This window comes from Hydrogenophaga sp., assembly GCF_011390835.1.
In the GTDB taxonomy this organism is placed as follows: Bacteria; Pseudomonadota; Gammaproteobacteria; order Burkholderiales; family Burkholderiaceae_C; genus Hydrogenophaga.
On record NZ_JAABRQ010000001.1, the window covers coordinates 298,824 to 323,291 of the forward strand.

General features: G+C 65.2%; 20 protein-coding genes. 7 read left to right on the forward strand and 13 right to left on the reverse strand.

All coding sequences use genetic code 11. From position 1 onward, the window contains the following. Window positions 1-113: 113 nt before the first annotated feature. From GPT34_RS01485 to rodA, 6 genes are all read right to left on the reverse strand, one after another. Complete coding sequence (locus tag GPT34_RS01485; RefSeq protein ID WP_291008732.1) at window positions 114-563, reverse strand: universal stress protein; 450 nt, start codon at window positions 561-563, stop codon at window positions 114-116. A 15-nt stretch (window positions 564-578) separates the two neighbouring features. Beyond that, window positions 579-1,010: a response regulator gene (locus GPT34_RS01490; protein WP_291008735.1), complete on the reverse strand. Its 432-nt coding sequence runs from the start codon at window positions 1,008-1,010 to the stop codon at window positions 579-581. After that, window positions 1,007-5,551 (reverse strand): PAS domain-containing protein, encoded by a 4,545-nt coding sequence (locus tag GPT34_RS01495; protein WP_291008738.1) that lies wholly within the window; start codon window positions 5,549-5,551, stop codon window positions 1,007-1,009. The genes GPT34_RS01490 and GPT34_RS01495 overlap by 4 nt, the downstream gene beginning before the upstream one ends. After that, window positions 5,548-6,654, reverse strand: coding sequence for an ABC transporter substrate-binding protein (locus GPT34_RS01500; protein WP_363355906.1), 1,107 nt, complete (start codon window positions 6,652-6,654; stop codon window positions 5,548-5,550). Before GPT34_RS01500 ends, GPT34_RS01495 begins: the two co-directional genes overlap by 4 nt. Before the next feature lie 151 nt (window positions 6,655-6,805). Further along, window positions 6,806-7,696: an NAD(P)-dependent oxidoreductase gene (locus GPT34_RS01505; protein WP_291008741.1), complete on the reverse strand. Its 891-nt coding sequence runs from the start codon at window positions 7,694-7,696 to the stop codon at window positions 6,806-6,808. Beyond that, window positions 7,693-8,847 (reverse strand): rod shape-determining protein RodA, encoded by a 1,155-nt coding sequence (rodA, locus tag GPT34_RS01510; protein ID WP_291008744.1) that lies wholly within the window; start codon window positions 8,845-8,847, stop codon window positions 7,693-7,695. The genes GPT34_RS01505 and rodA overlap by 4 nt, the downstream gene beginning before the upstream one ends. A gap of 19 nt (window positions 8,848-8,866) precedes the next feature. On the opposite strand from rodA, the gene GPT34_RS01515 reads away from it, so the two are divergent. The 7 genes from GPT34_RS01515 to ruvC all read left to right on the forward strand — a co-directional run bounded on the left by GPT34_RS01515 (window position 8,867) and on the right by ruvC (window position 15,574). Further along, window positions 8,867-9,505 carry a YqiA/YcfP family alpha/beta fold hydrolase gene (locus tag GPT34_RS01515; protein ID WP_291008747.1) on the forward strand — a complete coding sequence of 213 codons (639 nt, stop codon included), beginning with the start codon at window positions 8,867-8,869 and terminating at the stop codon, window positions 9,503-9,505. Window positions 9,506-9,544: 39 nt separating this feature from the next. Beyond that, the gene (locus GPT34_RS01520; RefSeq protein ID WP_291008751.1) at window positions 9,545-11,614 is read left to right on the forward strand and encodes an RNB domain-containing ribonuclease; all 2,070 of its coding nucleotides are present in this window, start codon (window positions 9,545-9,547) and stop codon (window positions 11,612-11,614) included. 22 nt (window positions 11,615-11,636) lie between these two features. Beyond that, the gene (locus tag GPT34_RS01525) at window positions 11,637-12,503 is read left to right on the forward strand and encodes a TonB family protein (RefSeq protein ID WP_291008754.1); all 867 of its coding nucleotides are present in this window, start codon (window positions 11,637-11,639) and stop codon (window positions 12,501-12,503) included. Next, the gene (locus GPT34_RS01530) at window positions 12,500-13,285 is read left to right on the forward strand and encodes a transglycosylase domain-containing protein (RefSeq protein ID WP_291008757.1); all 786 of its coding nucleotides are present in this window, start codon (window positions 12,500-12,502) and stop codon (window positions 13,283-13,285) included. The genes GPT34_RS01525 and GPT34_RS01530 overlap by 4 nt, the downstream gene beginning before the upstream one ends. After that, window positions 13,282-13,899, forward strand: coding sequence for a lysophospholipid acyltransferase family protein (locus GPT34_RS01535; RefSeq protein ID WP_291008760.1), 618 nt, complete (start codon window positions 13,282-13,284; stop codon window positions 13,897-13,899). The genes GPT34_RS01530 and GPT34_RS01535 overlap by 4 nt, the downstream gene beginning before the upstream one ends. Before the next feature lie 140 nt (window positions 13,900-14,039). Continuing rightward, complete coding sequence (locus tag GPT34_RS01540) at window positions 14,040-15,029, forward strand: phosphatidate cytidylyltransferase (RefSeq protein ID WP_291008763.1); 990 nt, start codon at window positions 14,040-14,042, stop codon at window positions 15,027-15,029. Then, the gene (gene ruvC, locus GPT34_RS01545; RefSeq protein ID WP_291008766.1) at window positions 15,026-15,574 is read left to right on the forward strand and encodes a crossover junction endodeoxyribonuclease RuvC; all 549 of its coding nucleotides are present in this window, start codon (window positions 15,026-15,028) and stop codon (window positions 15,572-15,574) included. The genes GPT34_RS01540 and ruvC overlap by 4 nt, the downstream gene beginning before the upstream one ends. 29 nt (window positions 15,575-15,603) lie before the next feature. Here the strand turns inward: ruvC and GPT34_RS01550 are convergent, their stop codons facing one another. The 7 genes from GPT34_RS01550 to GPT34_RS01580 form a co-directional block, all read right to left on the reverse strand. Beyond that, entirely contained in the window at window positions 15,604-18,408 is a 2,805-nt protein-coding gene (locus GPT34_RS01550) for an IPT/TIG domain-containing protein (RefSeq protein ID WP_291008769.1), read from the reverse strand. A 272-nt stretch (window positions 18,409-18,680) separates the two neighbouring features. Continuing rightward, entirely contained in the window at window positions 18,681-18,857 is a 177-nt protein-coding gene (locus GPT34_RS01555; protein ID WP_291008772.1) for a hypothetical protein, read from the reverse strand. Between the two features lie 9 nt (window positions 18,858-18,866). After that, window positions 18,867-19,790, reverse strand: coding sequence for a UDP-3-O-acyl-N-acetylglucosamine deacetylase (lpxC, locus tag GPT34_RS01560; protein WP_291008775.1), 924 nt, complete (start codon window positions 19,788-19,790; stop codon window positions 18,867-18,869). A 198-nt stretch (window positions 19,791-19,988) separates the two neighbouring features. Beyond that, window positions 19,989-21,212 (reverse strand): cell division protein FtsZ, encoded by a 1,224-nt coding sequence (ftsZ, locus tag GPT34_RS01565; protein ID WP_291008778.1) that lies wholly within the window; start codon window positions 21,210-21,212, stop codon window positions 19,989-19,991. Between the two features lie 268 nt (window positions 21,213-21,480). Continuing rightward, a complete protein-coding gene (gene ftsA / locus GPT34_RS01570) occupies window positions 21,481-22,710 on the reverse strand; it encodes a cell division protein FtsA (protein WP_291008781.1) in 1,230 nt (409 codons plus the stop codon). Between the two features lie 13 nt (window positions 22,711-22,723). Next, window positions 22,724-23,518, reverse strand: coding sequence for a cell division protein FtsQ/DivIB (locus GPT34_RS01575; protein ID WP_291008784.1), 795 nt, complete (start codon window positions 23,516-23,518; stop codon window positions 22,724-22,726). 8 nt (window positions 23,519-23,526) lie between these two features. After that, window positions 23,527-24,465 (reverse strand): D-alanine--D-alanine ligase, encoded by a 939-nt coding sequence (locus GPT34_RS01580; protein ID WP_291009044.1) that lies wholly within the window; start codon window positions 24,463-24,465, stop codon window positions 23,527-23,529. Window positions 24,466-24,468: the final 3 nt, after the last annotated feature.

Consider the following 24,468-nt stretch of genomic DNA (forward strand, 5'->3'; position numbering starts at 1 on the left):
TTTTAAGCAGAGCGAAAGTACGCCGAATTGAGCCAGCCCGACAGGCCGGAGCCGCCCGTACCGACGAAAAAAAGCCAGGCCGCGGCTGCGCGGCCTGGCCGGCGCGGGGTCACTCAGTCGCGAGTGGGCGACTCGGGGGGAGCTTTCACCAGGGTGACCGGCACGGGCGAAATCTGCACCATTTCCTGCGACACCGAGCCCATGACCGCCGCGCGCAAGCCACCGCCGCGCGCCGACATGATCACGGCGTCGCAGCCCTGGCGCTCGATGGCCTCGACCAGCATGTGCGCCGGATCGCCGGTGCTCACGTCCTGCACCACCTGCTGGCCCGCGGCCTGCAAGCGCTGAACGGCCGAGCGCATCAGGTCATGGCCCGCTTCATCGTTCACTTTTTGCAGCACACCGGGATCGTGAGCAACCACCATTTCGTACAGGTTGGCGGTCTCCTGCACATTGGCCACCACAAAGCGGGCCTTGAGGCCGGCGCCCACCAGTTGCAGGGCATGGTGCACGGCCAGCAAAGATTGCTCCGAGCCGTCGACGGGGATGAGAATTTTCAGCATGGGTCTCCTGGATCTTCAGAGGGGGCGTTCGTTGAGCACGCACCAGTAGAGTTCGATCTGCTCGGCCACCTCGATGAACTTGTTGAAGTTCACCGGTTTTTCGATGTACGAGTTCACCCCCAGATCGTACGCCGCCTTGAGGTCGCGGTCTTCCCGCGACGAAGTCAGCACCACCACCGGTATGCGGCGGAAGCGTTCATGCTCCTTGAGCTGCCGCAATACCTCCAGGCCATTGACCTTGGGCAGGTTGATATCCAGCAGGATCACCGCCGGCAGGGCCTCGCCACCTTCCCACCTCGGAAAATAAGCCAGCGCCTCCTCGCCGTCGCGCGCGATCAGGATCTCGTTGGCAAACTGCTTTTTCCGGAACGCGCGCAACGTCAGGTCCAGATCCATGGGGTTGTCTTCGACCAGCAGGATCGGGGCGATGGAGATTGAGCTGCTCATGCGGGGAACTCCAAATAAAAGGTGGCACCGGCCCCGGGTGTGCTGTCGGCCCAGACGCGCCCGCCCATGCGCTGCACAGCCTTGGCCACCAGCGCCAGACCGACGCCGGTACCCGGAAAATCTTCGGACCGGTGCAGGCGCTGGAAGATGCCGAAGATGCGGTCGTGGTACTTCATGTCGAAACCGACGCCGTTGTCACGCACCCAGAGAATACGCCGACCAGGCTCACTGCGGCTGCCGATCTCGATGGCTGGCCCTGCGCTCTCCTGACTGAACTTAAGTGCATTGCCGATCAGGTTGCGAAGGACCACCGACATACCCTCGCGGTCAAGCGGCAGTATCAGCTCTTCCATCTTCAGATCCACCTGGGTACCCTGCTTCTGGATGTCAGCGTGGTAACCGTCCAGGATCGTCCTGACCAGAGGCTGCAGCGCGACCTCCTCGGCAGCCATGTCACGGCGCTCCATGCGCGAGTATTCGAGCAGGTCGCTGATCAGTTCCCCCATCTGCCGAACGCCATGCCGGATCCGCAGGATGAACTCGCGTCCTTCCTCGTCCAGTCTGGCTCCGTACTCGTCCACCAGCAGCTGGCTGTAGCCGTCAATGCCGCGCAACGGCGCCTTGAGATCGTGCGACACGGTGTAGGAGAAGGCTTCGAGCTCGCGGTTGGCCACGCTGAGTTGCTCGGTGCGCTCAGCGACGCGGCGTTCCAGCTCTTCGTTGATGTGGCGCAGCCGTTCGTCGGCCTCCATCGCCTCGGTGATGTCCAGCAGAACGCCGATGTAGCGAGGACCCTTGCCCTCGGCTTCGCGCGGCATGCGCTGCACCGTGCGCCGCATCCATCGCACAGGTCCGTAAGCTGGATGCGTGCGGAACACCACCGTGGGCACCTCCTCGCCCCGAACCAGCCGGTCGATGGCTGCGCGCACCGGTTTCACATCGTCCGGATGGATGCGCTCGCAGTAGGCATCGATGCTGGGAGGCACCTCCGACCAGGGCATTCCCATGTTGCGGAACATCTGGGGGGACCAGCGAAGATGCCCCGTGTCGCTGTCGAAGGCCCAGCTGCCCAGATGCGATACCGTCTCGGCTTTCTCCAGCATGTCCTTGAGGTCCAGCAGGATCTGCGACGCCTGCTTGCGCTCGGTGATGTCCAGCGACGAACCTATCAGGCGCAGGGGCACTTCGCCTGGGACACTGACACGCCGCCCCTGGACCAGAACCCATCCGGTGGATCCGTCCTTGCGCCGCACCGGATGCTCGATTTCGTAACTGTCGGCCAGACCTTCGATGACCGGCCGCATCGCGGCGACCACCTCCATGCGAGCATCCTCGGGGACAGTGCTCATCCATCGGTCAAGGTTTTCGCCCAGTTCCTCGGGCTCGTAGCCCAGCAGTTGGGCGAGGTTGGCATCAGAAAAGGCCTTGCCCTCCAGCGGCCACATCTCCCAGGCTGCCGAACGCCCGATCTGGGCCGCGAGCATGTAACGCCCCTCGCTGTGGCGCAACGCCGCCTCAGCCTCCTTGCGCTCCGTCACATCCATGGTTGTGCCGAACATGCGGACCGGACCATCCTGCTCGTCAAAGCTGACACGCCCGCGCTGCTCCAGATGGCGGACAATGGTGCCCTGCACCACTCGGTGCTCGACGTGGTAGTCACGATCGCCCGCTGGCGACATGGCCAGCTGCATGGCGCCCTGCACCCGCTCGCGGTCTTCCGGATGAACCGCCTGCATAAAATGCTCCAGCGTCGGCTCCACGGCATCGGGCTCATAGCCGAGCAGGCGGTATTCCTCGGCCGACCAGATGGCTTCGCCACTTTGCAGGTCCAGGGTCCAGTTGCCCAGGTGGGCCACCTCCTGCGCTTCGGCCAGCAAGGCCTCCTTGTCCTGCAAAGCCGCTTCGGCCCGCTTGAGCTCGGAGATGTCGCGCATGATGGTCGACAGGTAGACGAGGTTGCCCTGCTCATCCCTGTGGCTCAGGATGACCTGAGACACCGGGACTGCCTCACCGGCTCGGTTCAGGACCGCCGTCTCGCCACTCCAGACGCCCCGCTCGATGGCCGCGGGCAGTCCGTCACGAAGGATCCTGTCCGACGCCCACTGGGGGTGCAGCCGGGATGCGGCAACGGCTATCGATGAGCCAGGCTCCAAATCCAGCATGGCATAACCCGCATGGTTGAAATACAGGATGTTGCCCTGCGGGTCGGCCATGCTCACGATGTCGGTGGTCGTCTCCAGAATGGAAACCAGGCGGTCGCGCTCCAGATGCGCCTCGGTCAGCTCGGTCACATCCTGCACCGTGCCCACGGTCCGCACCGGGCGCCCGTCCTGCCGTTCGGTCTCGCCCCGCACCCTCAGGTACCTGAGCCGTTCCCCTGACAGGCAGATGCGGTAGTCCACCTCATACCGGCCGCCTTTTTCGACAGACGCCGCGTACAGCGCCCGCACCCGTTCCCGATCTTGCGGATGAACCGTGGCCAGGAAGGTTTCGAAGGACGGCCTGAAGTGCACCGGATCGAGCTCGTGGATCCGGTACACCTCTTCCGACCAGACCGTGAGCCCCGTGTCGATCTCGAAAGCCCAGCTGCCCATGTGGCCGATGCGCTGGGCTTCACGCAACCGAGCCTCGCTTTCGCGCAGGCGGGCATCCCGTCGCTTGCGCTCCGAGATGTCGCGCACCACTCCGATGATGGCATGGCGGCCATCGGCCATCTGGAGGCGGTTGAGGCTGACCTCCGCATCGAACACGAAGCCATCGCGTCGCTGGTGCAGCCACTCGAACTGCTGTGGCTGGCCCGCCAACGCGGCGCCGATACGCTCGCGGGCGGCCACCTCACTGGGTGTGCCATCGGCCTGTACCGGTGCGGAAAACTCGTCCGGGGAACACCCCAGAAAAGTGGACCGGTCCGGGTAACCGAACAGCCTCAGCGCCGCCGGGTTGCAGTCCTCGATCCGGCCATCGACCGTCAGCAGCAAGGCGTCGCTGGCGTTGTCAGCCATGGCGCCCAGCTGGCGCAACTCGGCCTCTACCCGCAGGCGGTCGGTCACATCTTGAATGGTCGTAAACAGCTGGCTGACATGACCCTCGCTGTCGCGCACGGCGCGCACGTCGAGCTCAACGTGCACGATGCCGCCATCCTTGCGAATCAAGCGCTTCTGCAACTGGTAGCCCGCGCGCCGGCCCGCCATCAGCTCGTCAAACAGCTGCACGTTGCGCTCCAGATCCCCCGGCAGCGTCATCTGTTCCCAGGTCATCCGCAGCAGCTCCTCGCGGGAGTAGCCGAGGATCTCGCACAAACGATCGTTCACCCGCAGCCAGCGCTTGTCCGAAGGCGAGGAAATGGCCATGCCCAGGAATGGCAGTTCGTAGAACATGTGCAGCAGCTCGGCCTGTTCGCGCTGGGTCTGCTGTGCCTCTTTCTGCAGCGTGATGTCGAGCAGGATGCCGCTGATGCCGGTCACCTCGCCTGTCGGGCCACGCGTCAGTGCAGTCCGGTCGTCCACCCAGACCCAGCGTCCGTCCCTGCATCGCAGGCGGTATTCCTGCCGGTAGTTGTCCGGTCCGCGCTCGAAATGAAGGGCAATGTCGTCATTGATGCGCTGCACGTCGTCAGGATGGATCAGGTCGTTGTAGCTGAGCTGGCCGTCGATCAGGTCACCCGGCGTGTAGCCCCACTGGTCCACGGCATCGCTGACAAAGCAGACCGGCCAGCCAGGTGCGTTGCGCCATTCGATCACGACCAGCGGCGACCGTCGGACGACATCGTTCAGGTGCCTGATCTCGATCTGTTCCGTCTGCAGGCGCTCGGCCATGCGATCGGCGGCAGCACCGATCCGGGCCAGTTCGTCGCGGCCTTGCAGGCCGGAGCGCGCTGCCAGGTCGCCAGATCCCATGCGGTGCAAGCTGACCGCAAGCTCGCCTGCTCGGCGAAACCAGATCAGGTGCAGCAGCGCCGCGAGCACGGCAGCCACCCCCAGGATCACCACACCTTCGCGCAGCAGTTCCTGCCGCGCCGCATGCACCTGCTCGGCCAGCACCTGGGACAGGTCCACACTGACCAGCAGACGCGAGCCGTCCTGCACGAGCAAAGTCCCCAGCAGTCGGGACTGGTCTGGCAGATGACGCGTCTGGATGCCGGCAGCGGGCAGGTGCTCTCCCTGCCATGACCACAGTTGCGCTGGCCACGCACCCTGCACGTCAGCCAGCGCGCGGTCGATGTCCAGACGGGAAAGCGAGGCCACGACCCGTCCCCCCGGCTGGATGAGATAGGCATGATCCATTCCGCGGAACAGCCCGAGACCCGTCACCAGCCGGCGCACCAGCAGCAGGTTGCCCGCTCCGGTCTGCACATCCAGCCGGGTCTGCTCCAGGCTCAGGCGCTCGCGCAGGAGCCGCTCTTCGACCTGGATGCGCTGGTCCAGCTGACCCTGGATCTGCACGGCGTAGTTGACACCGGATGCCAGAAGCGCCAGCAGGACCAGCACCAAGGGCACGAGCCAGCGGACGGGCATCTGGACCAACAAGTGCAGCAGCTTCATGGCGTGTTCTGTGCCCGCAGCGCCCGGGCAGCCGGCCCGGCATCATGGAGACGGTCCCAGTCGGGGGTTCTGTGCAGCAGCTGCATCGCCTGCAGAGCGGCCGCCAGGCGCTCGCCCTCGACCCTCAGGGGTGCTGGCGATCCCGAGAGATGTGCCAGGGAGTCGGCGGGTGAAAAGAATCTCAGCCCGGAGAGGGTCTGCAGATAGTCGCTGCTGGACAGGCCGACCGAAGGGGCCAGCTTCGCTGCCGCCCCGGCGCCGTCGGATTCCAGCGAGGCCAGGCCGTCGTTCCAGGCGCGGAGCAGCGCCTCGACATCGGCGGGCCGGCTGGCGAGCACCTCGGCCCGCACCACCAGCACATCCAGGATCTCGCCCGCCATCTGACCGCTGTCGAAGACCGGCACGAACCCGGCCGAGCGCAGCTGAGCGGCCGGGGGATCGTAGCTGACAGCAGCAGCAATACGGCCGGCCTGCAGGGCGGCCAGTTGGTGTGAAGTCTCTATGGGCAACACAGTCACATCGGCCAGCGTCATGCCCGCGGAATCCAGCATGCGCCGCAGCATCAGCTGACCGACGCTGGACGGCTCGACGGCAATCCGGCGGCCGCGCAGATCCTGGGGGGACGAGAGTTGGGGGGACGCCATCACCACGTCGGCCCCGGCCGAAGTGTCCAGCACGGCCACAATGCGCAGGTCCATGCCCTCTTCGGCCAGCTGCAGGGTCTGGTCCAGCGTCATGGCCACGGCATCGAGCAGGCCATTGCGGAAATGCCGCAACTTTTCGGCATTGGTGGACAGCTCCACCACCTTGACCCGCGCGGGGTTGGTCTGGCCCTGCTCGCGCGCCAGCACCAGGGGGTCGTAACCGATCCAGGGATTCAACCCCACCATCAGCGGAGGGAGGGGGGGTGGTTGACAGCCTGCCAGTGCCGTCAGGCTCGCCATTGCAAGCAGCAGCCAGCGCAGACGAGCTTCAAACCGGCGCAAGCAGCAGCCTGCCGCGAGCCAGCACGCCTGAAGCCCGGACAGTGATGCGTCGGGCAACGGTCTGGCGCCCCCGGCATTGCGTGACATGAATGCGATGTCCCCGATCATGTGTGACATTCTGTCACCAAGACAATGCCTACCCTGAACGATTGACGAAATGCTCCGGCGCTGCCGAGAATCTTGCCACGGTGGTCAGGGGCATGTCGTTACCGGCCAACAACGAAAGCGGCAGCCGGCCAGGGATGGGCCGACCGTGCCGCAGGGAGGTCTACAGACCCTGAAGCCAGGGCAGCAGGGCCGCATCGTCCAGATCGCCCTTGCCAGCCGCATGCACCTGGGCGAAGACGCGCGCCGCAGCACCTCCCAGCGGACCGGAAAACCCGGCCGCCGCGGCAGCTTCGACCGCCAGGCGGGTGTCCTTTTCCAGCAGGGTGACGTGGGCTCGCGGCGCGAAGTCCCCGGCCAGCGCGCGGTGCATGCGGTCAGAGCCGATCCAGCTCTGCCCGCTAGACTGCTCGATCACATCCAGCGTGGTGGCCAGATCGAGCCCCAGCCGCTCGGCCAAGGCCAGCGCTTCGGCCACCCCCACAAGGTTGATGCCGGCGAGCAGGTTGTTGACCAATTTGGTGCGTGCGCCGTCACCCGGTCGATCGCCGATCTGAAACACCTTGCCCGACAGGGCAGCCAGAAGCCTCTGGTGCCGTGCCAGAACGGCCTTGGGGCTGGCCACCATCAGGCTCATGCTGCCATCCCGGGCCCGCACCGGGCCGCCCGACATGGGCGCGTCGATACACGCTACGTCCCGCTGCGCCAGCTCGGCTGCCAGCGTCTCGGTCTCCTGCGGAGCGATGGTCGGACACAGCATGACCGCGTGACCGGGCAACAGGTCTGCTGCCGCCCCCTGGGGGCCAAAGAGCACGTCACGCGTCTGCACCGAATCGACCACGCAGACAATCAACACGCCGCCTTCATGCAGCGCACGCGCGGCTGCCCCGGGTGTGTCGGCCAGCCGGGCACCCACAGCCGCCGCCTGCTGCCGACGGGCCGGGTCGATGTCGCACACCACCACTGTCCAGCCCTGCGAGCACAGGCGGGCCACCATGGCGCCCCCCATGTTGCCCGCCCCGACCATCGCAACGCTGCAGGAAGCCTGGCTCATGACTGCATGAGCCGCTTGGACTTGGCAATCGACATCAGCATGCCTAGCCCCACCCCAAGCGTAATCATGGCAGTACCGCCATAGCTCACGAACGGCAGGGGCACACCCACCACCGGAAGAATGCCGCTCACCATGCCCATGTTGACGAAGGCATAGACAAACACGTTAAGCGTGAGCGCGCCGGCCAACAGGCGAGCAAAAAGCGTAGGGGCATCCAGGGCGATCACCAGGCCACGCATCACCAGGAAGATGAATGCCAGCATCAGGCCCAGGGTGCCCACCAGACCAAACTCTTCCGAAAAGGCCGCGTAGATGAAGTCGGTGGTGCGCTCAGGAATGAACTCCAGATGCGTCTGCGTGCCCTGCATGAAGCCCTTGCCCCAGATGCCGCCCGAGCCGATTGCGATCATGCCCTGGATGATGTGAAAACCCTTGCCCAGCGGGTCTTTGGAGGGATCAAGCAGGGTGCACACGCGCTGGCGCTGGTACTCGCGCAGCACGTGCCAGTCCACATCGGGCGCGCACCAACTCGGCTCCATGATGATCAGCGTGATAATGCCGAGCACGCCGATCAGCACCGGCGGCACAATGATCTTCCAGCTCAACCCAGCAAAAAAAATCACAAACAGGCCCGACGCAACCACCAGCAGGGTGGTGCCTAGATCGGGCTGTTTGAGGATCAGCGCGGCGGGCACGGCCAGCAGCAGCAGCGCCACCGCAAAATCAAGCGAACCGAGCTGCCCCTCGCGGCGCTGGAACCACCAGGCCAGCATCAGCGGCATGGCGATCTTCATGAGTTCGCTGGGCTGGATCACCAAGCCCACATTGAGCCAGCGCTGAGATCCCTTTTTTTCGATTCCAAACAGAAAGACCGCGATCAGCAGCGCGACACCCACGGTGTACGTGGGCACAGCCAGCGACATCAGCCGCTGCGGCGGCACCTGCGCCACGATGAACATCACACCGGCGGCCAGCAGCATGTTGCGCCCATGGCTGGAGAAGCGGGTGCCGTGGTCAAAGCCCACCGAGTACATGGTGATGAGGCCGATGCCCGCTAGCAGCAGCACGGCGATGAACAGCGGCAGGTCAAAACCCTGAAAGATCGGGGCAACGCGCTGAAGCAGCGTGGGTTTGTCAAAAACGACGGCCATGCGCAATTATCCTTCGCCCATGTCCACCCCATCGTCCCAGCGCCCTTCGTCCCCCACCACCCACCTGCTGTATCTGCATGGTTTCCGGTCTTCGCCCCAGTCGATGAAGGCGCAGAAGGTCGCGGCTCGGGTGGCGGCGCTACACCCGGGGGTGACCTGGTGGTGTCCTCAGCTGCCGCCTTCGCCGGCAGAGGCCATCGTCCGGCTAGAGCAGGGCGTCAGGGACTGGCCACGGGAGCGGATGACTGTCGTGGGCTCTTCGCTGGGCGGCTTTTATGCTCGCTGGCTGTCGCTGCGCCGAGGTTGCCGCGCCGCCCTGCTCAACCCGGCGGTGCTTCCTGCCCGCGACCTGGTCAAGTACATCGGCGAGCAGACCAGCTGGCACGACCCCAGCGACACCTTTCACTTTCGCCCCGAGTTCGTCGACCAGCTGCGCTCGCTGGAAGCCGATATCGCTCGCGAATCCGCCAGGCAACCTGCCGCGGCGGCCTCCTTGTTCGCCATCGTGGCCCAGGGCGACGAGGTGCTGGACTGGCGGGAAATGCAGGCTTTCTGCCAGGGCGGCGCACTGCGGCTGCTGCCCGGGAGCGATCACGCCATCAGCGACTTCGACGAGCACATCGACGCCTTGTTCGATTTCCTTTCGCTGGCCGGCTGATTTCAGGGCCGTCATGGGGCGCATGGGACAATCCAGTCTATGCACATTCTGTTTGACGATGCCGGGAAATTGCTGACCGGCCGCCTCATGTCCGAAGCCGAGAGCTCCCTTCAGGTCGAGCTGGATTCGGGCAAGCGGGTGAAGGTGAAGTCCGCCAACGCCTTGCTGCGTTTTGAGAAGCCGGCCCCGGCCGAGCTGATGCCGGCTGCCACCGCGCTGGCCGACACGCTGGAGCTGGAGCTGGCTTACGAGTTCGCGCCCGAAGACGAATTTGGTTTTGCCGACCTGGCGCGTGAGTACTTCAGCGATCACGCCACCACCACCGAACAGGTCGCTGCCCTGCTCTGCCTGCAAGGTGCACCGCATTACTTCCGCCGCGCTGGCAAGGGCCGATACAAGAAGGCGCCGCCCGAGATCCTGGCGCAGGCGCTGGCGGCAATCGAGAAGAAGCAGCAGGTGCAGGCTCAGATCGAGGCCTGGGCGACCGAGCTGGCGGCCGGCGTGTGCCCAGCGCCGGTGCGCGAGCAGCTGTACAAGATTCTCTTCAAGCCCGACAAAAACGCACCCGAGTACAAGGCGGTGGTCGAGGCCGCGCGCAGCAGCCATGTCGCGCCACTGGCCCTGCTGGAGAAGTCGGGTGCCATCAGCAGCGCCTACCAGTTCCACTGGCAGCGCTTCTTGTTCGACCAGTTTCCCAAGGGCACGGGCTTCCCGCCGCTGCAGGCGCCCGCCATTGCCGACGAGCTGCCGCTGGCGAGCGCTCAGGCGTTTTCCATCGACGACTCCCACACCACCGAGATCGACGACGCCCTCTCCGTGCAAGGCCTGGGCAGCGGCACGATCACCCTGGGCATCCACATCGCGGCACCGGGTCTGGCGATCCAGCCCAACAGCGAAGTCGATGGCGTGGCGCGCCACCGCCTGTCCACCGTCTACATGCCGGGGCACAAGGTCACCATGCTGCCCGACGCCGTGGTGCAGGCCTACACCCTGGTGGCCGGGCGCGACTGTCCGGCAGTCTCGCTCTACGTCACGCTCGACGAAGCCACGCTGGACATCACCGAGACCCGCACCCTGCTCGAGCGGGTGCCGATCGCGCTCAACCTGCGTCATGACCAGCTGGATGCGGTGATCACCGACGCCTGGCTGACCGGCACCGCACCGCTGGAATCCGCCACACCCGACATTGCCGCCCTGCAGCCGCAGCTGGCCTTTCTGTGGCGCCTGGCGCGGCACCTCAAGGCCCAGCGCGAAGTGGTTCGCGGCAAGCCAGAGTCCTTCAACCGGCCCGACTACAGCTTCAAGCTGGTGGGCGTGGCAGGCGACGAGCCCGATGGCAGCGAAACCGTGGTGATCAGCACGCGCCAGCGCGGCGCCCCGCTCGACCTGATGGTGGCCGAGGCCATGATCCTGGCCAACAGCACCTGGGGCCAGTGGCTGGCGGCGTGCGGCGTGCCCGGCATCTACCGAAGCCAGGCGAGTCTGGCGCCCGGCATCAAGGTGCGCATGGGCACCAAGGCACAGCCGCACGCGGGCATCGGTGTGCCAGCCTACGCCTGGAGCACCTCGCCGCTGCGCCGCTATGTGGATCTGGTCAACCAGTGGCAGATCATTGCCTGCGCGCGCCACGGCAACACCGCGGCGCTGGCCGCGCCGTTCAAGCCCAAAGACGCCAACCTGTTTGCCGTTATCAGCGCGTTTGACGCCGCCTACACCGCCTACAACGGCTTCCAGAACGGCATGGAGCGCTACTGGACGCTCAAGCACCTGCAGCAAGCCCAGATCGGCGAGCTTACCGCCACCTTGTTCAAGGACAACCTGGTGCGCGCCGACACGCTGCCGCTGGTGTTGCCGGTGATGGGCGCCGAAGGCCTGCCGCGCGGTGCGCATGTGCGAGTGCGCCTGGGTGCCATCGACGAGATCACGCTGGACATCTCGGGCACTGTGATCGAGCGGCTCGACCAGCCGGTGGACGACACGACCGAGGACGACAGCGGCGAGGACGACGACACGCTGGCCAGCCCGCTGGCGCTGGCGATCAACCTCGACGAATCGGCAGACGACACGGCACAGACCGGCGCAACGTCGCCGGCCCCGGCGGGCGGCTGAACCAGCAGGGATAATCGGCGCCGTGAAGTCCGTCCTTGCTTACCTGAAGGCCCTGAGCACCCTGCAGCTCGCGCTGGGCATTTCGGTGGCGCTGCACGCCGCCCTGCTCACGGTGCGCTTTGTGAACCCGGAGGGCTTCAATCGGGTGTTCCAGGACACGCCGCTGGAGGTGATCCTGGTCAATGCCAAGAGCGACGAGCGCCCCGACAAGGCGATGGCCATCGCCCAGGCTTCGCTCGCCGGCGGCGGCGAGGCAGACAAAGGCCGCGCCACCTCGCCGCTGCCTCCCACACCCAATGCCCGCCTGGGTGACACCGCAGACGAAGACGAGCGCCAGATCGAGGCCCTCAAGCAGCAACAGAACCAGATCCTGGCCCAGGTGCGCAAACAGCTGGCCACGATGCCGCCACCCGACCTGGAGGCGGTCAACCCCAGCCCCCAGCTTGTGGAGCGAGAGGCGCGCCGCAAAGCCCTGGTGAAGATCCTGGCCGAGATCGAGAAGCGCATCAACGAAGAAAACGCCAGGCCCAAGAAGCGCTACATCAGCCCGGCCACGCGCGAAGCCGTCTACGCCATCTATTACGACGACCTGCGCCGCCGCATCGAGGACCGCGGAACCACCAACTTCCCCGAGGCTGCCGGGCGCAAACTGTACGGCGAGCTGACCATGATCATCACCGTCAATTTCACCGGCGATGTGCTGCACACCGAGGTCGTGCAATCCTCTGGCCAGGCGGTGCTCGACCGCCGTGCCCAGGCCATCGTGCGCAGTCTTAATTTTGACCGATTCAGTGATGCCATGCGCCGCCAGGCCGATCAGATCGTCGTGGTTGCGCGCTTTCGCTTCACGCGCGACGCCACGCTGCAAACCCAGATGACCGGCCAATGAGAGCCTTTGGCCGCTGGCTGCTCTGGATGCTGCTGGCTGGCATCGCGCTTCAGCTGTTTTTTCTTCTGCGAATCGCGCTGATGACGGTGGTCGATCCGCAGAGCACCGCTTTCATGCGCTCGGAGGCTTGGCGTGTGGCGCACCAAAGCCTGACCAGCGAGAAAAATTGGCGCTGGTCGGCCCGCTGGGTGGACCATGACCAGATCAGCCCACAGCTCAAGCGTGCGGTGATGGCCTCTGAAGATGCCGGCTTCGCCGAGCACGGTGGCGTCGACTGGGACGCGCTGCAATCGGCCTGGCAAAAAAACGAGCGCCGTCAGGAACAGGCCGAAAAGCGCGCCGAGCAGATCGAGCGCCGGCTGGCCAAGAAGCCCGATGCGGCCGAGGCCGCGCTCAAATCCATCCGGCCACCCAAGATCATTGGCGGCTCGACCATCACCCAGCAGTTGGCTAAAAACCTGCTGCTCTCGGGCGAGCGCAGCCTGTTGCGCAAAGGACAGGAACTGGTGCTCACACTCATGCTGGAAGCCCTGCTGTCCAAACAGCGCATCCTGGAGATCTACCTCAACAGCGTGGAATGGGGCGAGGGCGTTTTTGGTGCCGAGGCCGCAGCCCAGCGCTACTTCAACAAGCCGGCTGCGAAACTGAACGCCTACGAGGCGGCGCGGCTGGCGGTGATGCTGCCGAGCCCGAAGTTTTTCGAGACCCGCCAGGGCTCGGCCTATCTGGCCCGGCGCACCAGCACCATCGTGGCACGCATGGGCATTGTTCAGCTGCCATGAACCTGCGCGCCAAGGCCATGAGTCTGTTCTTGCTCGGGCTGGTGCGCTTGCTCACCGGCGCGCAGGCGCGCTGGTACGGTTGTCCGCCCAAGGCCGAGCAGCGCATTTATTTCGCCAACCACCAGAGCCACGCCGATCTGGTGCTGATCTGGGCGGCGCTGCCCAAAGAGCTGCGCAGCATTACCCGACCGATCGCGGCGCGCGACTACTGGACCGCCTCCAAACTCAAGCGCTTCATCACCACCGAGGTGTTCAACGCGGTCTACGTGGAGCGCGAGCGCAAAGGTGAAGAAGACCCGCTGCAACCCCTGGTCGATGCCCTGGAAAGCGGCGACTCGCTGATCCTGTTTCCCGAAGGCACTCGAGGCTTCGCCGAAGACCCACAGCCGTTCAAGTCGGGTCTGTACAACCTGGCCCAGCGCTTTTCGGAGGTGGTCCTGATCCCGGCCTGGATTCACAACGTTCAACGGGTGATCCCCAAGGGTGAGGTGGTTCCGGTGCCGGTGCTGTGCTCGGTCACCTTCGGTGAGCCGATCCAGCTGGGCGCGGACGAACCCCGTGCGGCGTTTCTGGTTCGCGCGCGGGAAGCCGTGATGGCATTGCGGGACGTCTGAGATGAGCTACCCCCAAGCTCCACCGCTTCGCGGGTCGCTGCCCCCAAGGGGGTTGGGCCTGCCTTGGGAGCGGCCCAGCGGCTGGCCCGTGGTCCTCACGCTCCAACGCTACGCGGTGGGTCGTGCCCGGTGAGTACTTGATGAGATCCTTCTTGCGCAGCCTCACGCCGGAACAGCAAGTTGGCCTGCTGTTCGTGGGTCTGTTTGGTCTGCTGGCGATTGCCACCGTGGTGGGCGTGCTGCTGTCTTTGCGCGAGCAACGGACATCGGCCACCGAGCCCAGCCCGCGCGCGCAGCAGCTGCAGGACTACCAGTCCCTGCTGAGCAGCTCCTGGCTGATGGCGCTGGTGTTCTGGGTCGGATGGGCGGCGGGCGATGGCGTGGCTATCGTGCTGTTCGGCCTGATTTCATTCCTGATCCTGCGCGAGTTCATCAGCCTGTCGCCCACACGACGGGGGGACCACCGCAGCCTGGTGCTCGCGTTTTTCATAGTGCTGCCGCTGCAGTACGCGCTGGTGTGGACCGAACACTTCGACCTCTTCACGGTGTTCATCCCGGTCTATGTGTTCCTGGCGGTGCCCGCCGTGAGCGCGCTGGGCAACGACCCGGAGCGGTTTCTGGAGCGCAACGCCAAGTTGCAGTGGGGCATCATGGTCTGCGTGTACGGCATGAGCCACGTCCCCGCCCTGCTTATGCTTGACTTCCCAGGTTTCGACGGCAAGACCGCCTTTCTGGTGTTTTTCCTGGTGCTGGTGGTGCAGACCTGCATGCTGGTGCAGCACCTGACCTCGCGCCGCTTGCAGCGCCCGGTGGCCCCGGCGGTGAGCGACGGCTTTCACTGGCGCAGCTGGGCCTACGGCCTGCTGGCTGGTGGGCTGCTGGGCGTGCTCATGTCGGGCATCACGCCATTCAAGCCACTGCCCGCGCTGGGCATGGCGCTGGTTGCCTGCGCCGCCGGTACGCTGGGCCACCTGGTGATGAAAGCCATCAAGCGCGATCGTGGCGTGACCCACTGGGGCTCGGCCGGCCGGTCGGTCACGGGCGCCAGCGGCCTGCTCGACCGCGTCGACGCCCTGTGCTTCGCTGCACCGGTGTTTTTCCACTCGGTGCGCTGGACCTTCGACCTATGAGAATTCTGGGCATCGACCCCGGTCTGCAGTGCACCGGCTTTGGTGTCATCGACACTGAAGGCGCCGACATGCACTACGTGGCCAGCGGCACCATCCAGACCAGTCCGAAAAACGGTGCTCTGCTGCCCGCTCGCCTGCGCATCCTGTTCGACGGCATCAACGAGGTGGTGGCGCGCTACCAGCCAGGCGTTGCCGCCTGCGAGATCGTGTTCGTCAACGTAAACCCCCAGGCCACACTCCTGCTCGGCCAGGCTCGCGGGGCCTGCCTGACCGCCCTGGTGTCCAACGACCTGTCGGTGGCCGAATACACTGCCCTGCAGCTGAAGAAGGCGGTGGTGGGCCACGGCAAGGCCGCCAAGCCGCAGGTGCAGGAAATGGTGAAACGCTTGCTTCGCCTGCCCGGCCTGCCAGGTCAGGACGCTGCCGATGCTCTGGGTCTGTGCATCACCCACGCGCAGGTGAGTCGCACGGTGGCGGCAATCAACCGGGTGTCGTCGCTGCAGGCACGCACACACTCGGCCTACAAGAACGGACGCAACTACTGAGCCCGGGACAGGTGCCTCAGCCCTGAGCTTCAGCGCGGCAGCGTCAGCGTCTGCACGTTCAAGCCATCGGACAGACCGATCTCAAACACACCACCGGCTGGCAGATGAGCGGTGCCCAACTGAGCCTGACCACCTCGAGCCTGCAGCGCGAGCACGCTGCGCTGGCTGTTGGGCAACACATGCTCGATGGTGGCCAGTGGATAGAGCGAAGCGTTCCAGGTGAACAAGGTGCTGGCACCCGTCACGCTCCGGTTGGCCCAGGGCATGTTGTCGCGCGGACTGGCGCTAGCCGCGCGGGCCTTGGGCAACGTGGCGTTGCGCTCGCCAATGGCGCGACCACCGCTCAGCACCGCGATCTTGGCGATGCGGCCGGGATCGGGTAGCACCCCGGTGAAGTGCTGCGCGGGCGGATCGGCATGGTCCACTTCGGTGGCGATCACCCCTACACGAACCGTGCGCCCATCGGTGGTGGTGACCTCGACCTCGTGGGTAGTTTCCTCCACCGCAGGCACCTGCCCTCGACTGGGCAGAACCTTGTCAATGCGCGCGCTGTTGCCTTCGATGCTGCCACTGATCATCAGCAGCGAGATCTCTGCGGCCGCGCTCTCGAACAAGCCGATGTTGCCCGCGCCGCGCTGCGCTTCGAGGAATCCCTGCACAAAGCTGTAGTTGTAGTCAGAGAACCAGCTGCCACTGCAGTAACCCATGACATCGGCCTGGGTCGAGCCCGCTCCCGGCGCCACGATGGTGCGCGTGTTGCTGTCGAACAGGGGCACAGGCGGCATGGCGCCATTGGCGTAAGGATAGGCCGCATCGGGCGAGGCGGTGTTGCCACAAGCGGTGTGCCGACGCGAGAAATTGTGGCCCAACTCGTGCACCATGGTTCGGCTCCAGCTGTTGCGTGAGGCATCCCAGCCCAGGCTGGACAGGTTGGGTGATCGCGAGGTCTGGGAATTGACGTAGCCGATGCCCGCGATGCCTGCGTTCACCATAGGCCGCACCAAGCCGTAATACAGGGCATTTGGTGCTTCGCGGCGGCGCAGTTGATCCAGCTCAAACAGTGCGTTGCTCCACTCATCATTGGTGTCCACACCGTCGGTCACGCTGGTGAGCGTGTACGGCGCTCGGAAGTTCACGGTGATCTCGTTGCGCGCCAGCGGCAAGGTGCGCGCCAGTTCATTGAGCACCTGAGCCTGGCTGGGCAGCGTGGGCTGGTTGGAGCCAGACACCAGCGGCACGATCACCACCGTCAGGCGCGTCGCCGAGCCCACCACAGGCGTGGCCTCCTGGCTGGTCTGGGCACCGAGTGCATTGCTTGGGTCGACTTCCACTCGCACACGCAAACCGGGGTCAACCCAGGCAGTCGGCAACTGCACCCGGAACGTATGCGTCAGGCTATAGCGCTGGCTGTCGGAGGGTGTCTGGCCAGTGGGTACTTGCGGCAGGGTCGCTGGGCCCGTCATGTCCAGGGTGCCAAGGGTGGTGGTGCCATTCAAGCCGCGCAAGCGCACCGACGGCGCAAGCCGTCCGGCGGTTGGGGCGTTCACATAGGCCCTCACCCAGGTCTCCTGACCCGGGTTTAGGCGCTGGTAGTTCGCATTGGCGGCTTGCGACTGCACTTGGGCGAACTCAATGCCCGAGATCTGCACCGGATTCACACAACCCGAGCCAACGACCAGGTTGCCCGCCGCCACGCCTGGCTGCGAACTGGACGTCAGGGCAATCGCGGCGCAGGCCACGCCAGCGGGCGCAGGGAAGACGATCTGGATGGCACTGCGGCCGCTGATGTTCACCGGATTACCTCCGACCAGAACCCCGCTCACCTCGGTCAGACCGCGACCGGTGAGCGTCACCGGATTGCCTGCAGCGCTCACCGTGAACACGGCAGCGCTGTCCACTTCGATGCGGGGAATGACCGTGAATTCAGCGCTCGAACGCAGGGATTCGCCGACACCATACTGCAGCGTGATCGCTCCGGTGGCCGCGCCGACTGGCACCGTCACGGTGAGCGCCGATGCGCTGCGCGCTGTGATCGTGGCGGCGGTACTGGTGCCACTGAACAGCACTGTGCTAACGCGATCCAGGCCCTGACCGCTGAGGAACACCTGCCCACCCACCAGGGCCGCGCTGGGCGAAAAACCGGCGATGACCACAGGGGTCAATACCGTGATCGCCTGTGGCAGCACCTGGGCCACATCGTTGACATCCACCACGGTGAGGTTGCCCGACGACGCTCCCACCGGCACCGCCACCCGCAGGCTAGTGGCATTCGCCACACCCACAGGCGGCAAGGTCACGCCACCCAGAGTCACCCGCCGGATGCGGTCAAGCTGAGTGCCGCTCAGGGTGAGCTCTCCGCCCGTGACCACCGACGTCGGCACAACCCTGCTCACGGTAACTACCTGAAGGATGGTCAACGGCGTGCCCGATTGCGCAGCGCCGCTGGCACCAGAGACCTCGATGGCCCCGCTCAACGCTCCGCTGGGCACCAACACGTCGATGCGGGTGGCCGAGCGCACTGTGATGCTCGGTGCGTTGACGCCCCCCAGGCGCACGCTGGTCACCCGATCGAGGTTCGTGCCGGTTATGACCACCTGGCTGCCCGCAGCCACGGACGCCGGCGCAAAGCCGGTGATCGTCGGCACCGTGGCGGGCGCCGCTGGCAAACCTAGCGCCGGCCCCGGCTGGCCGACCTCGGGTGTCAGGTTGATGGCGCTCTCACCACCCCCACCACAGGCCACGAGCACCACCAGGGCACTGGCCGCCACCAAAGCTTGCATCAGTCGCTTGCCGCCTTCAGCGCAGGCGGGCTCCCAAGTCAAAAACAGGTTCACGGCGAAAGGCTCCCCAGGCAACACAGCATTTGGTGCCCGAACGGCACCGCGGCCCGCGACGAAAGCCAACGGGTTTGGCGCATTGTCAGGGGGTCCGGGCGGCCAGCCATCAACCAACCGGCGAAACCGCGGGACGGCCAGACATGCGGCATTTCGGGTCGACAGGCGGTGAGGCATGGCACATGGCCAGCGCGGCCAAGACACCCGCGCGTTGGGTAAACGAGCTGGACGTGCTCTGCGCGCCCAGGCCGTGCAGCGTGAGCTTCAGGCGCCTAAAGCAATCGCTCCAGGATCAGCACACCAAAAAATCCTAGCGCGGCGATCACCGTCCATTTGAGGATCATCAACCCCCAGCGCTTGTAATGCGGCTTGCTGGTGCCGATGTACAGCGCGAAGCACACACCGGCTGCGAGCAGCAGGAAAAATATGGCGAAACGAAAGAGCAACATGCGATGTGTTTACCAGGCGGGCGCGAGCTGGGTAAATCCCTGCGGCGCTTGCTCGTCCTGATCGAAAGTCACTACCTCATAGGCATCGGGCTGGGCCAGCAAAGCGCGAAGCAGCAGGTTGTTCATGGCGTGGCCGCTGCGAAACGCGCTGTAAGCCGCGAGCAGCGGCTTGCCCACAATGTAGAGATCGCCCATCGCATCAAGGATCTTGTGTTTCACGAACTCGTCCTGATAGCGCAGGCCGTCGGCGTTGAGCACCTTCACGTCGTCCATCACGATGGCGTTGTCCAGCCCGCCGCCCATGGCCAGGCCATGGGAACGCATCATCTCCACGTCCTTGGTGAAACCGAAGGTGCGGGCACGCGCGATTTCCCGCGCATAGGTGCCACTGCCAAAATCGAACTCCACCCGCTGGCCGGTAGCGTTGACCGCCGGGTGATCGAACTCGATCTCGAACGCCAGCTTGTAGCCATGGAACGGGTCAAGCCGCGCCCACTTCAGGCTGGCCCCCTCACCGTCGCGCACCTCGACCGACTGGATCACCCGGATGAAGCGCTTCGGCGCTTTCTGCATCACGATCCCGGCGCTCTGGAGCAGATAGACAAATGACGCTGACGAACCGTCGAGGATAGGCACCTCTTCGGCGGTGATGTCCACCATCAGGTTATCCAGGCCCAGCCCGGCGCAGGCACTCATCAGATGTTCGATGGTGTGAACCTTCACGCCGCCATTGGAGATCGTCGAAGCTAGGCGGGTGTCGGTCACCGATTCGGCGCTGACCGCGATCTCCACCGGCTCCGGCAGATCAACCCGCCGGAACACGATGCCCGTGTCCGGCGCCGCAGGCCGCAGCGTCAATTCCACGCGCTGACCGCTGTGCAGGCCGACGCCCACCGCCTTGGTCAGGGATTTGAGAGTGCGCTGAGCGAGCATTCGTTAATTTTAGTTTTGCAGGCGCTATTGCGCTGACAAAGAAAACTATCCTGGCAATTGCCCGCGCGCTCCGCCAACGCGATTGGTTGGGCAAAAATCGTCGCAAGCGCTCCGAGGTGGCGCTGAAGCGCGGAGCCGCACACACGTACGGCGAGCACTGCAGGCGTCAGATCGGAGGGCGCGACAGCTTTGCGTCGATCAATCGGCTTGTTTGCGAAGGAAAGCCGGGATCTCAAAATCGTCCATCCCGCCCGACGACAGCGCATCCACTTTGGCTGCGGCCTGGGTGCGATTGGTGCGCCACACGCTGGGGGTGGACATCGCGTTGTAGTCAGGCTGCGCAGAACCCGCAGTACCACCTGGACCTGCCACCACCGAGCTGAGGGTGGGCGGCGCATTGAACGGCACGTTATCGGTGCCGGTGCGCAGCACCTGCAATGGAGGCGCCGTGCGGCGCGCACCCTGGCGCGACAGGCCGGTGGCCACCACCGTGACGCGCATCTCGTCGACCAGGCTGTCGTCGTAGGCGGCGCCATAGATCACATGCGCTTCGGGCGAGGCGTAGGCGCGAATGGTGTTCATCGCCAGCTTGGACTCCGACAGCTTGAGCGAGCCCTTGGCTGCGGTCACCAGCACCAGCACGCCCTTGGCGCCGGAGAGGTCGATACCTTCGAGCAGCGGGCAGGCCACCGCCTGCTCGGCCGCGATGCGCGCGCGATCCGGGCCAGCGGCAACGGCCGTGCCCATCATGGCCTTGCCGGGTTCTCCCATGACAGTGCGCACATCTTCGAAGTCGACGTTGACGTTACCGTATTCGTTGATGATTTCCGCGATGCCGCCGACAGCGTTCTTAAGCACGTCGTTGGCATGGGCGAACGCCTCGTCCTGCGTCACGTCGTCGCCCAGCACTTCCAGCAGCTTCTCATTGAGCACCACGATCAGCGAGTCGACGTTGGCCTCTAGCTCGGCCAGGCCGTTGTCGGCGTTGGTCATGCGGCGGCCGCCTTCCCAGTCGAACGGCTTGGTAACCACTCCAACGGTGAGAATGCCCATTTCCTTGGCCACGCGAGCGATCACGGGTGCGGCGCCGGTGCCGGTGCCACCGCCCATGCCGGCGGTGATGAACAGCATGTGCGCACCGTCGATGGCCGCGCGGATGTCATCGATCGCCTGCTCGGCCGCGTCTCGACCCTTCTCGGGCTTGCTGCCAGCGCCCAGGCCGGTAGCGCCGAGCTGGATGGTCTTGTGTGCAGAGCTGCGAGCCAGGGCCTGTGCATCGGTGTTGGCACAAATGAATTCGACGCCCTGCACGGTGCGCGAAATCATGTGGTCCACCGCGTTGCCACCACCGCCGCCCACACCGATCACCTTGATCTGGGTGCCCAGGTTGAACTCTTCCACTTCAATCATTTCGATGCCCATTTTTTCTCTCCTGTTGTGCCCGCTGCCGCGAGGCGTTGATTCGTCAAAAACCAGAACTCAAATCCAAAACATATTTGCTGTGTCTGCCTCAGCCAGGCGGTCCGGTGTGCTCCGAGCATCGCCATCGTCGTCGTCGATGCAGGGGTCGAAGCGGCGAACCAAAACGCGTGCCTGGATCTAGTCCAGAGGCACCGAGGAACTGGCTTTGCCAGCCCACAGGTACCGCCACCTGCAGGGCGTGACGCGAAGCGGCGCGGGGGTACTTCATTTAGAACGTACCCACAAACCAGTTCTTCACCCGATCCAATGCGCCATGCATGGACCCCGCCTTCTGTGCCACCTTGTGCCCGCGCACCCGCGCCAGCCGCGCTTCTTCGAGCAGGCCCATGACGGTGGCCGCACGGGTCTGCGCCACCATGTCCGAGAGCGCGCTGGCGTAGCTCGGCATGCCACGGCGCACTGGCTTCAGGAAGATGTCTTCTCCAAGTTCGACCATGCCGTGCATAACCGCACTGCCGCCAGTGAGCACGATGCCCGAGGACAGCACCTCTTCATGGCCCGAGTCCCGCACCACTTGCTGAACCAGCGCAAAGATTTCCTCCACGCGGGGCTCGATCACGCCGGCGAGCGCCTGGCGGCTGAGCATGCGCGGTGCGCGGTCGCCCAGACCAGGCACCTCGACCTGGGTGTCCGGGTCGGCCAGCAGCTGCTTGGCGCAACCGCTCTCCACCTTGATGTCTTCAGCGTCCTTGGTCGGGGTGCGCAGCGCCATGGCGATATCGCTGGTGATGAGGTCGCCGGCGATCGGAATCACTGCGGTGTGGCGGATCGCACCGCCGGCGAAGATAGCCACATCGGTGGTGCCAGCTCCAATGTCCACCAGCGCCACGCCCAGCTCTTTTTCGTCCTCGGTCAGCACCGCCTGGCTGGACGCCAGCGGATTGAGCATAAGCTGATCCACTTCCAGGCCACAGCGGCGTACGCATTTGATGATGTTTTCCGCCGCACTCTGCGCGCCGGTCACGATATGGATCTTGGCCTCTAGGCGGATGCCGCTCATGCCGATGGGTTCGCGCACCTCCTGGCCATCGATCACGAACTCTTGTGGCTCGACCAGCAGCAGGCGTTGGTCGGTTGATATGTTGATCGCTTTGGCGGTCTCGATCACGCGCGCCACATCGGCAGCCGTCACTTCGCGGTCCTTGATCGCCACCATGCCGCTGGAGTTGATACCGCGAATGTGGCTGCCAGTGATACCGGTGTAAACACGGGCAATTCGGCAGTCGGCCATCAGCTCCGCTTCCTTGAGCGCCGCCTGGATGCTTTGCACGGTGGCGTCGATGTTGACCACCACGCCGCGCTTGAGTCCATGACTGGCCGACACGCCCAGACCGGCGAGCTTGAGCTGGCCACTGGGCAGCACCTCGGCTACCACCACCATGATCTTGGCGGTGCCGATGTCGAGTCCGACGACGAGGTCCTTGTATTCCTTGGCCATGATGATCCGTGGGTTATCTCGTGTTGGGTTGGGGCTTGGCGTCGCTGTCGGAGACCGTGGTCACGCCGTGTACGCGCAGCGCGTAACCGTTGGGGTATCGCAAATCAACCGACTCCAGCGCGCCGGGGTAGCGCTGGGTGAGCTGGCTGAGGGTGGCGGTGAAGCGCCGCACCCGGGCCTGCAAATCTTCCGGCGAGCCGCGGCCGAGCTCCACCTTGGCGCCGCTGTCCAGCGTGGCGCGCCAGCTGCCGCGCTCATTGAGCTCTAGGCGGTCAAGCCCCAGGTCAAGTCGCGCCAGGTCGGTGAGCAAGGCCTGATACAGCGCCCATACTGTGGCCGACTGGTCGCGCGGTCCTGCGAGCTCGGGCAGGCCGTCAAGGTCTTCTGGGTTCGCCTCAAACACCTCGCCAGCATCGTTGACGAGCTGGCCGGAGCCAGACTCGCCCCACCAGGCCACCGCCTGGTGCTCCTGCAGCGTGACGCGCAGGCGGTTAGGAAACTCGCGCTGCACCACCGCCTGCCGTACCCAGGGTACGGTTTCAAACAGGCGACGCACCTGTTGCAGGTCCACCGTGAGAAAACTACCGGACAGGCTGGTCTTCATCTGGGTGGCGAGCTGAGCACGAAACGTCACCGCGTTCTGATGCACCACATCGCCGTGCACCGAGATACCCTTGACCGACCACACCGGGTGGCGCACTGCCCACAGGCTGAATGCGCCGAGGCACATGAACGCGAACAGCGCAGCCAGCGCGCGCGTGGCGGCGGTCATGAGCTTGACGTCCAGGGGCAGATCGGCGGCTGGCATGGTCGGTCTCAGGTGCTTGCGGGAGCCGGGTTGTCCAGCGCAGCGCTGGCCAGCAGGGTCAGACACAGGTCTTCGTATGACAGGCCGGCAGCGCGCGCCGACATGGGCACGAGCGAATGGCTGGTCATGCCGGGCGAGGTGTTGATCTCCAGCAGGTAGGGCGTGCGCGTCGTGGCATCGATCATCACGTCGGCGCGCGACCAGCCACGGCCGTCCAGCGTGCGGTAGGCCTGCAGAACAAGCGCCTGGATGCGCGCCTCTTCGCCTGCCGGTAGGCCGCAGGGCACGAGGTACTGCGTATCGTCGGTGAAGTACTTGTTCTGGTAGTCGTAGTTGCCATCGGGCGCCACGATCCGGATCACCGGCAGCGCTTGCGCCGCCTCACCAGTGCCCAGAACTGGGCAGGTCACCTCGTCGCCAGCGATGAACTGTTCACACATCACCATCGGGTCTTGCTGCGCCGCCAGCGTGTAGGCGGCCTCGCACTGATCTCGGCTTAGCACCTTGGTGAGGCCAATGGTCGAGCCCTCGCGCACCGGCTTGACGATCATGGGTGTGCCCAGCGCATCGAACGCGGCGCGGGTTTCCTCGACGCTGTGCACCTGCTGCCAAGCCGGTGTCGACAAGCCCTCGGCGATCCAGATGCGCTTGGTCATGAGCTTGTCCATCGCCACCGCCGAGGCCATCACGCCCGGACCGGTGTAAGGGATGCCCATGAGCTCGAGTGCGCCTTGCACCGTGCCGTCTTCGCCATAGCGCCCGTGCAGCGCAATGAAGCAGCGGCCAAAGCCTTCCCGCTTCAGCTCACCCAGTTCGCGCTCGGCGGGGTCGAAAGCGTGCGCATCGACGCCTTTGGCCTTCAGCGCGGCCAGCACGCCCTGGCCCGACATCAGCGAGACCTCGCGCTCGGCCGAGCGGCCACCCAGCAGCACCGCCACCTTGCCCATTGA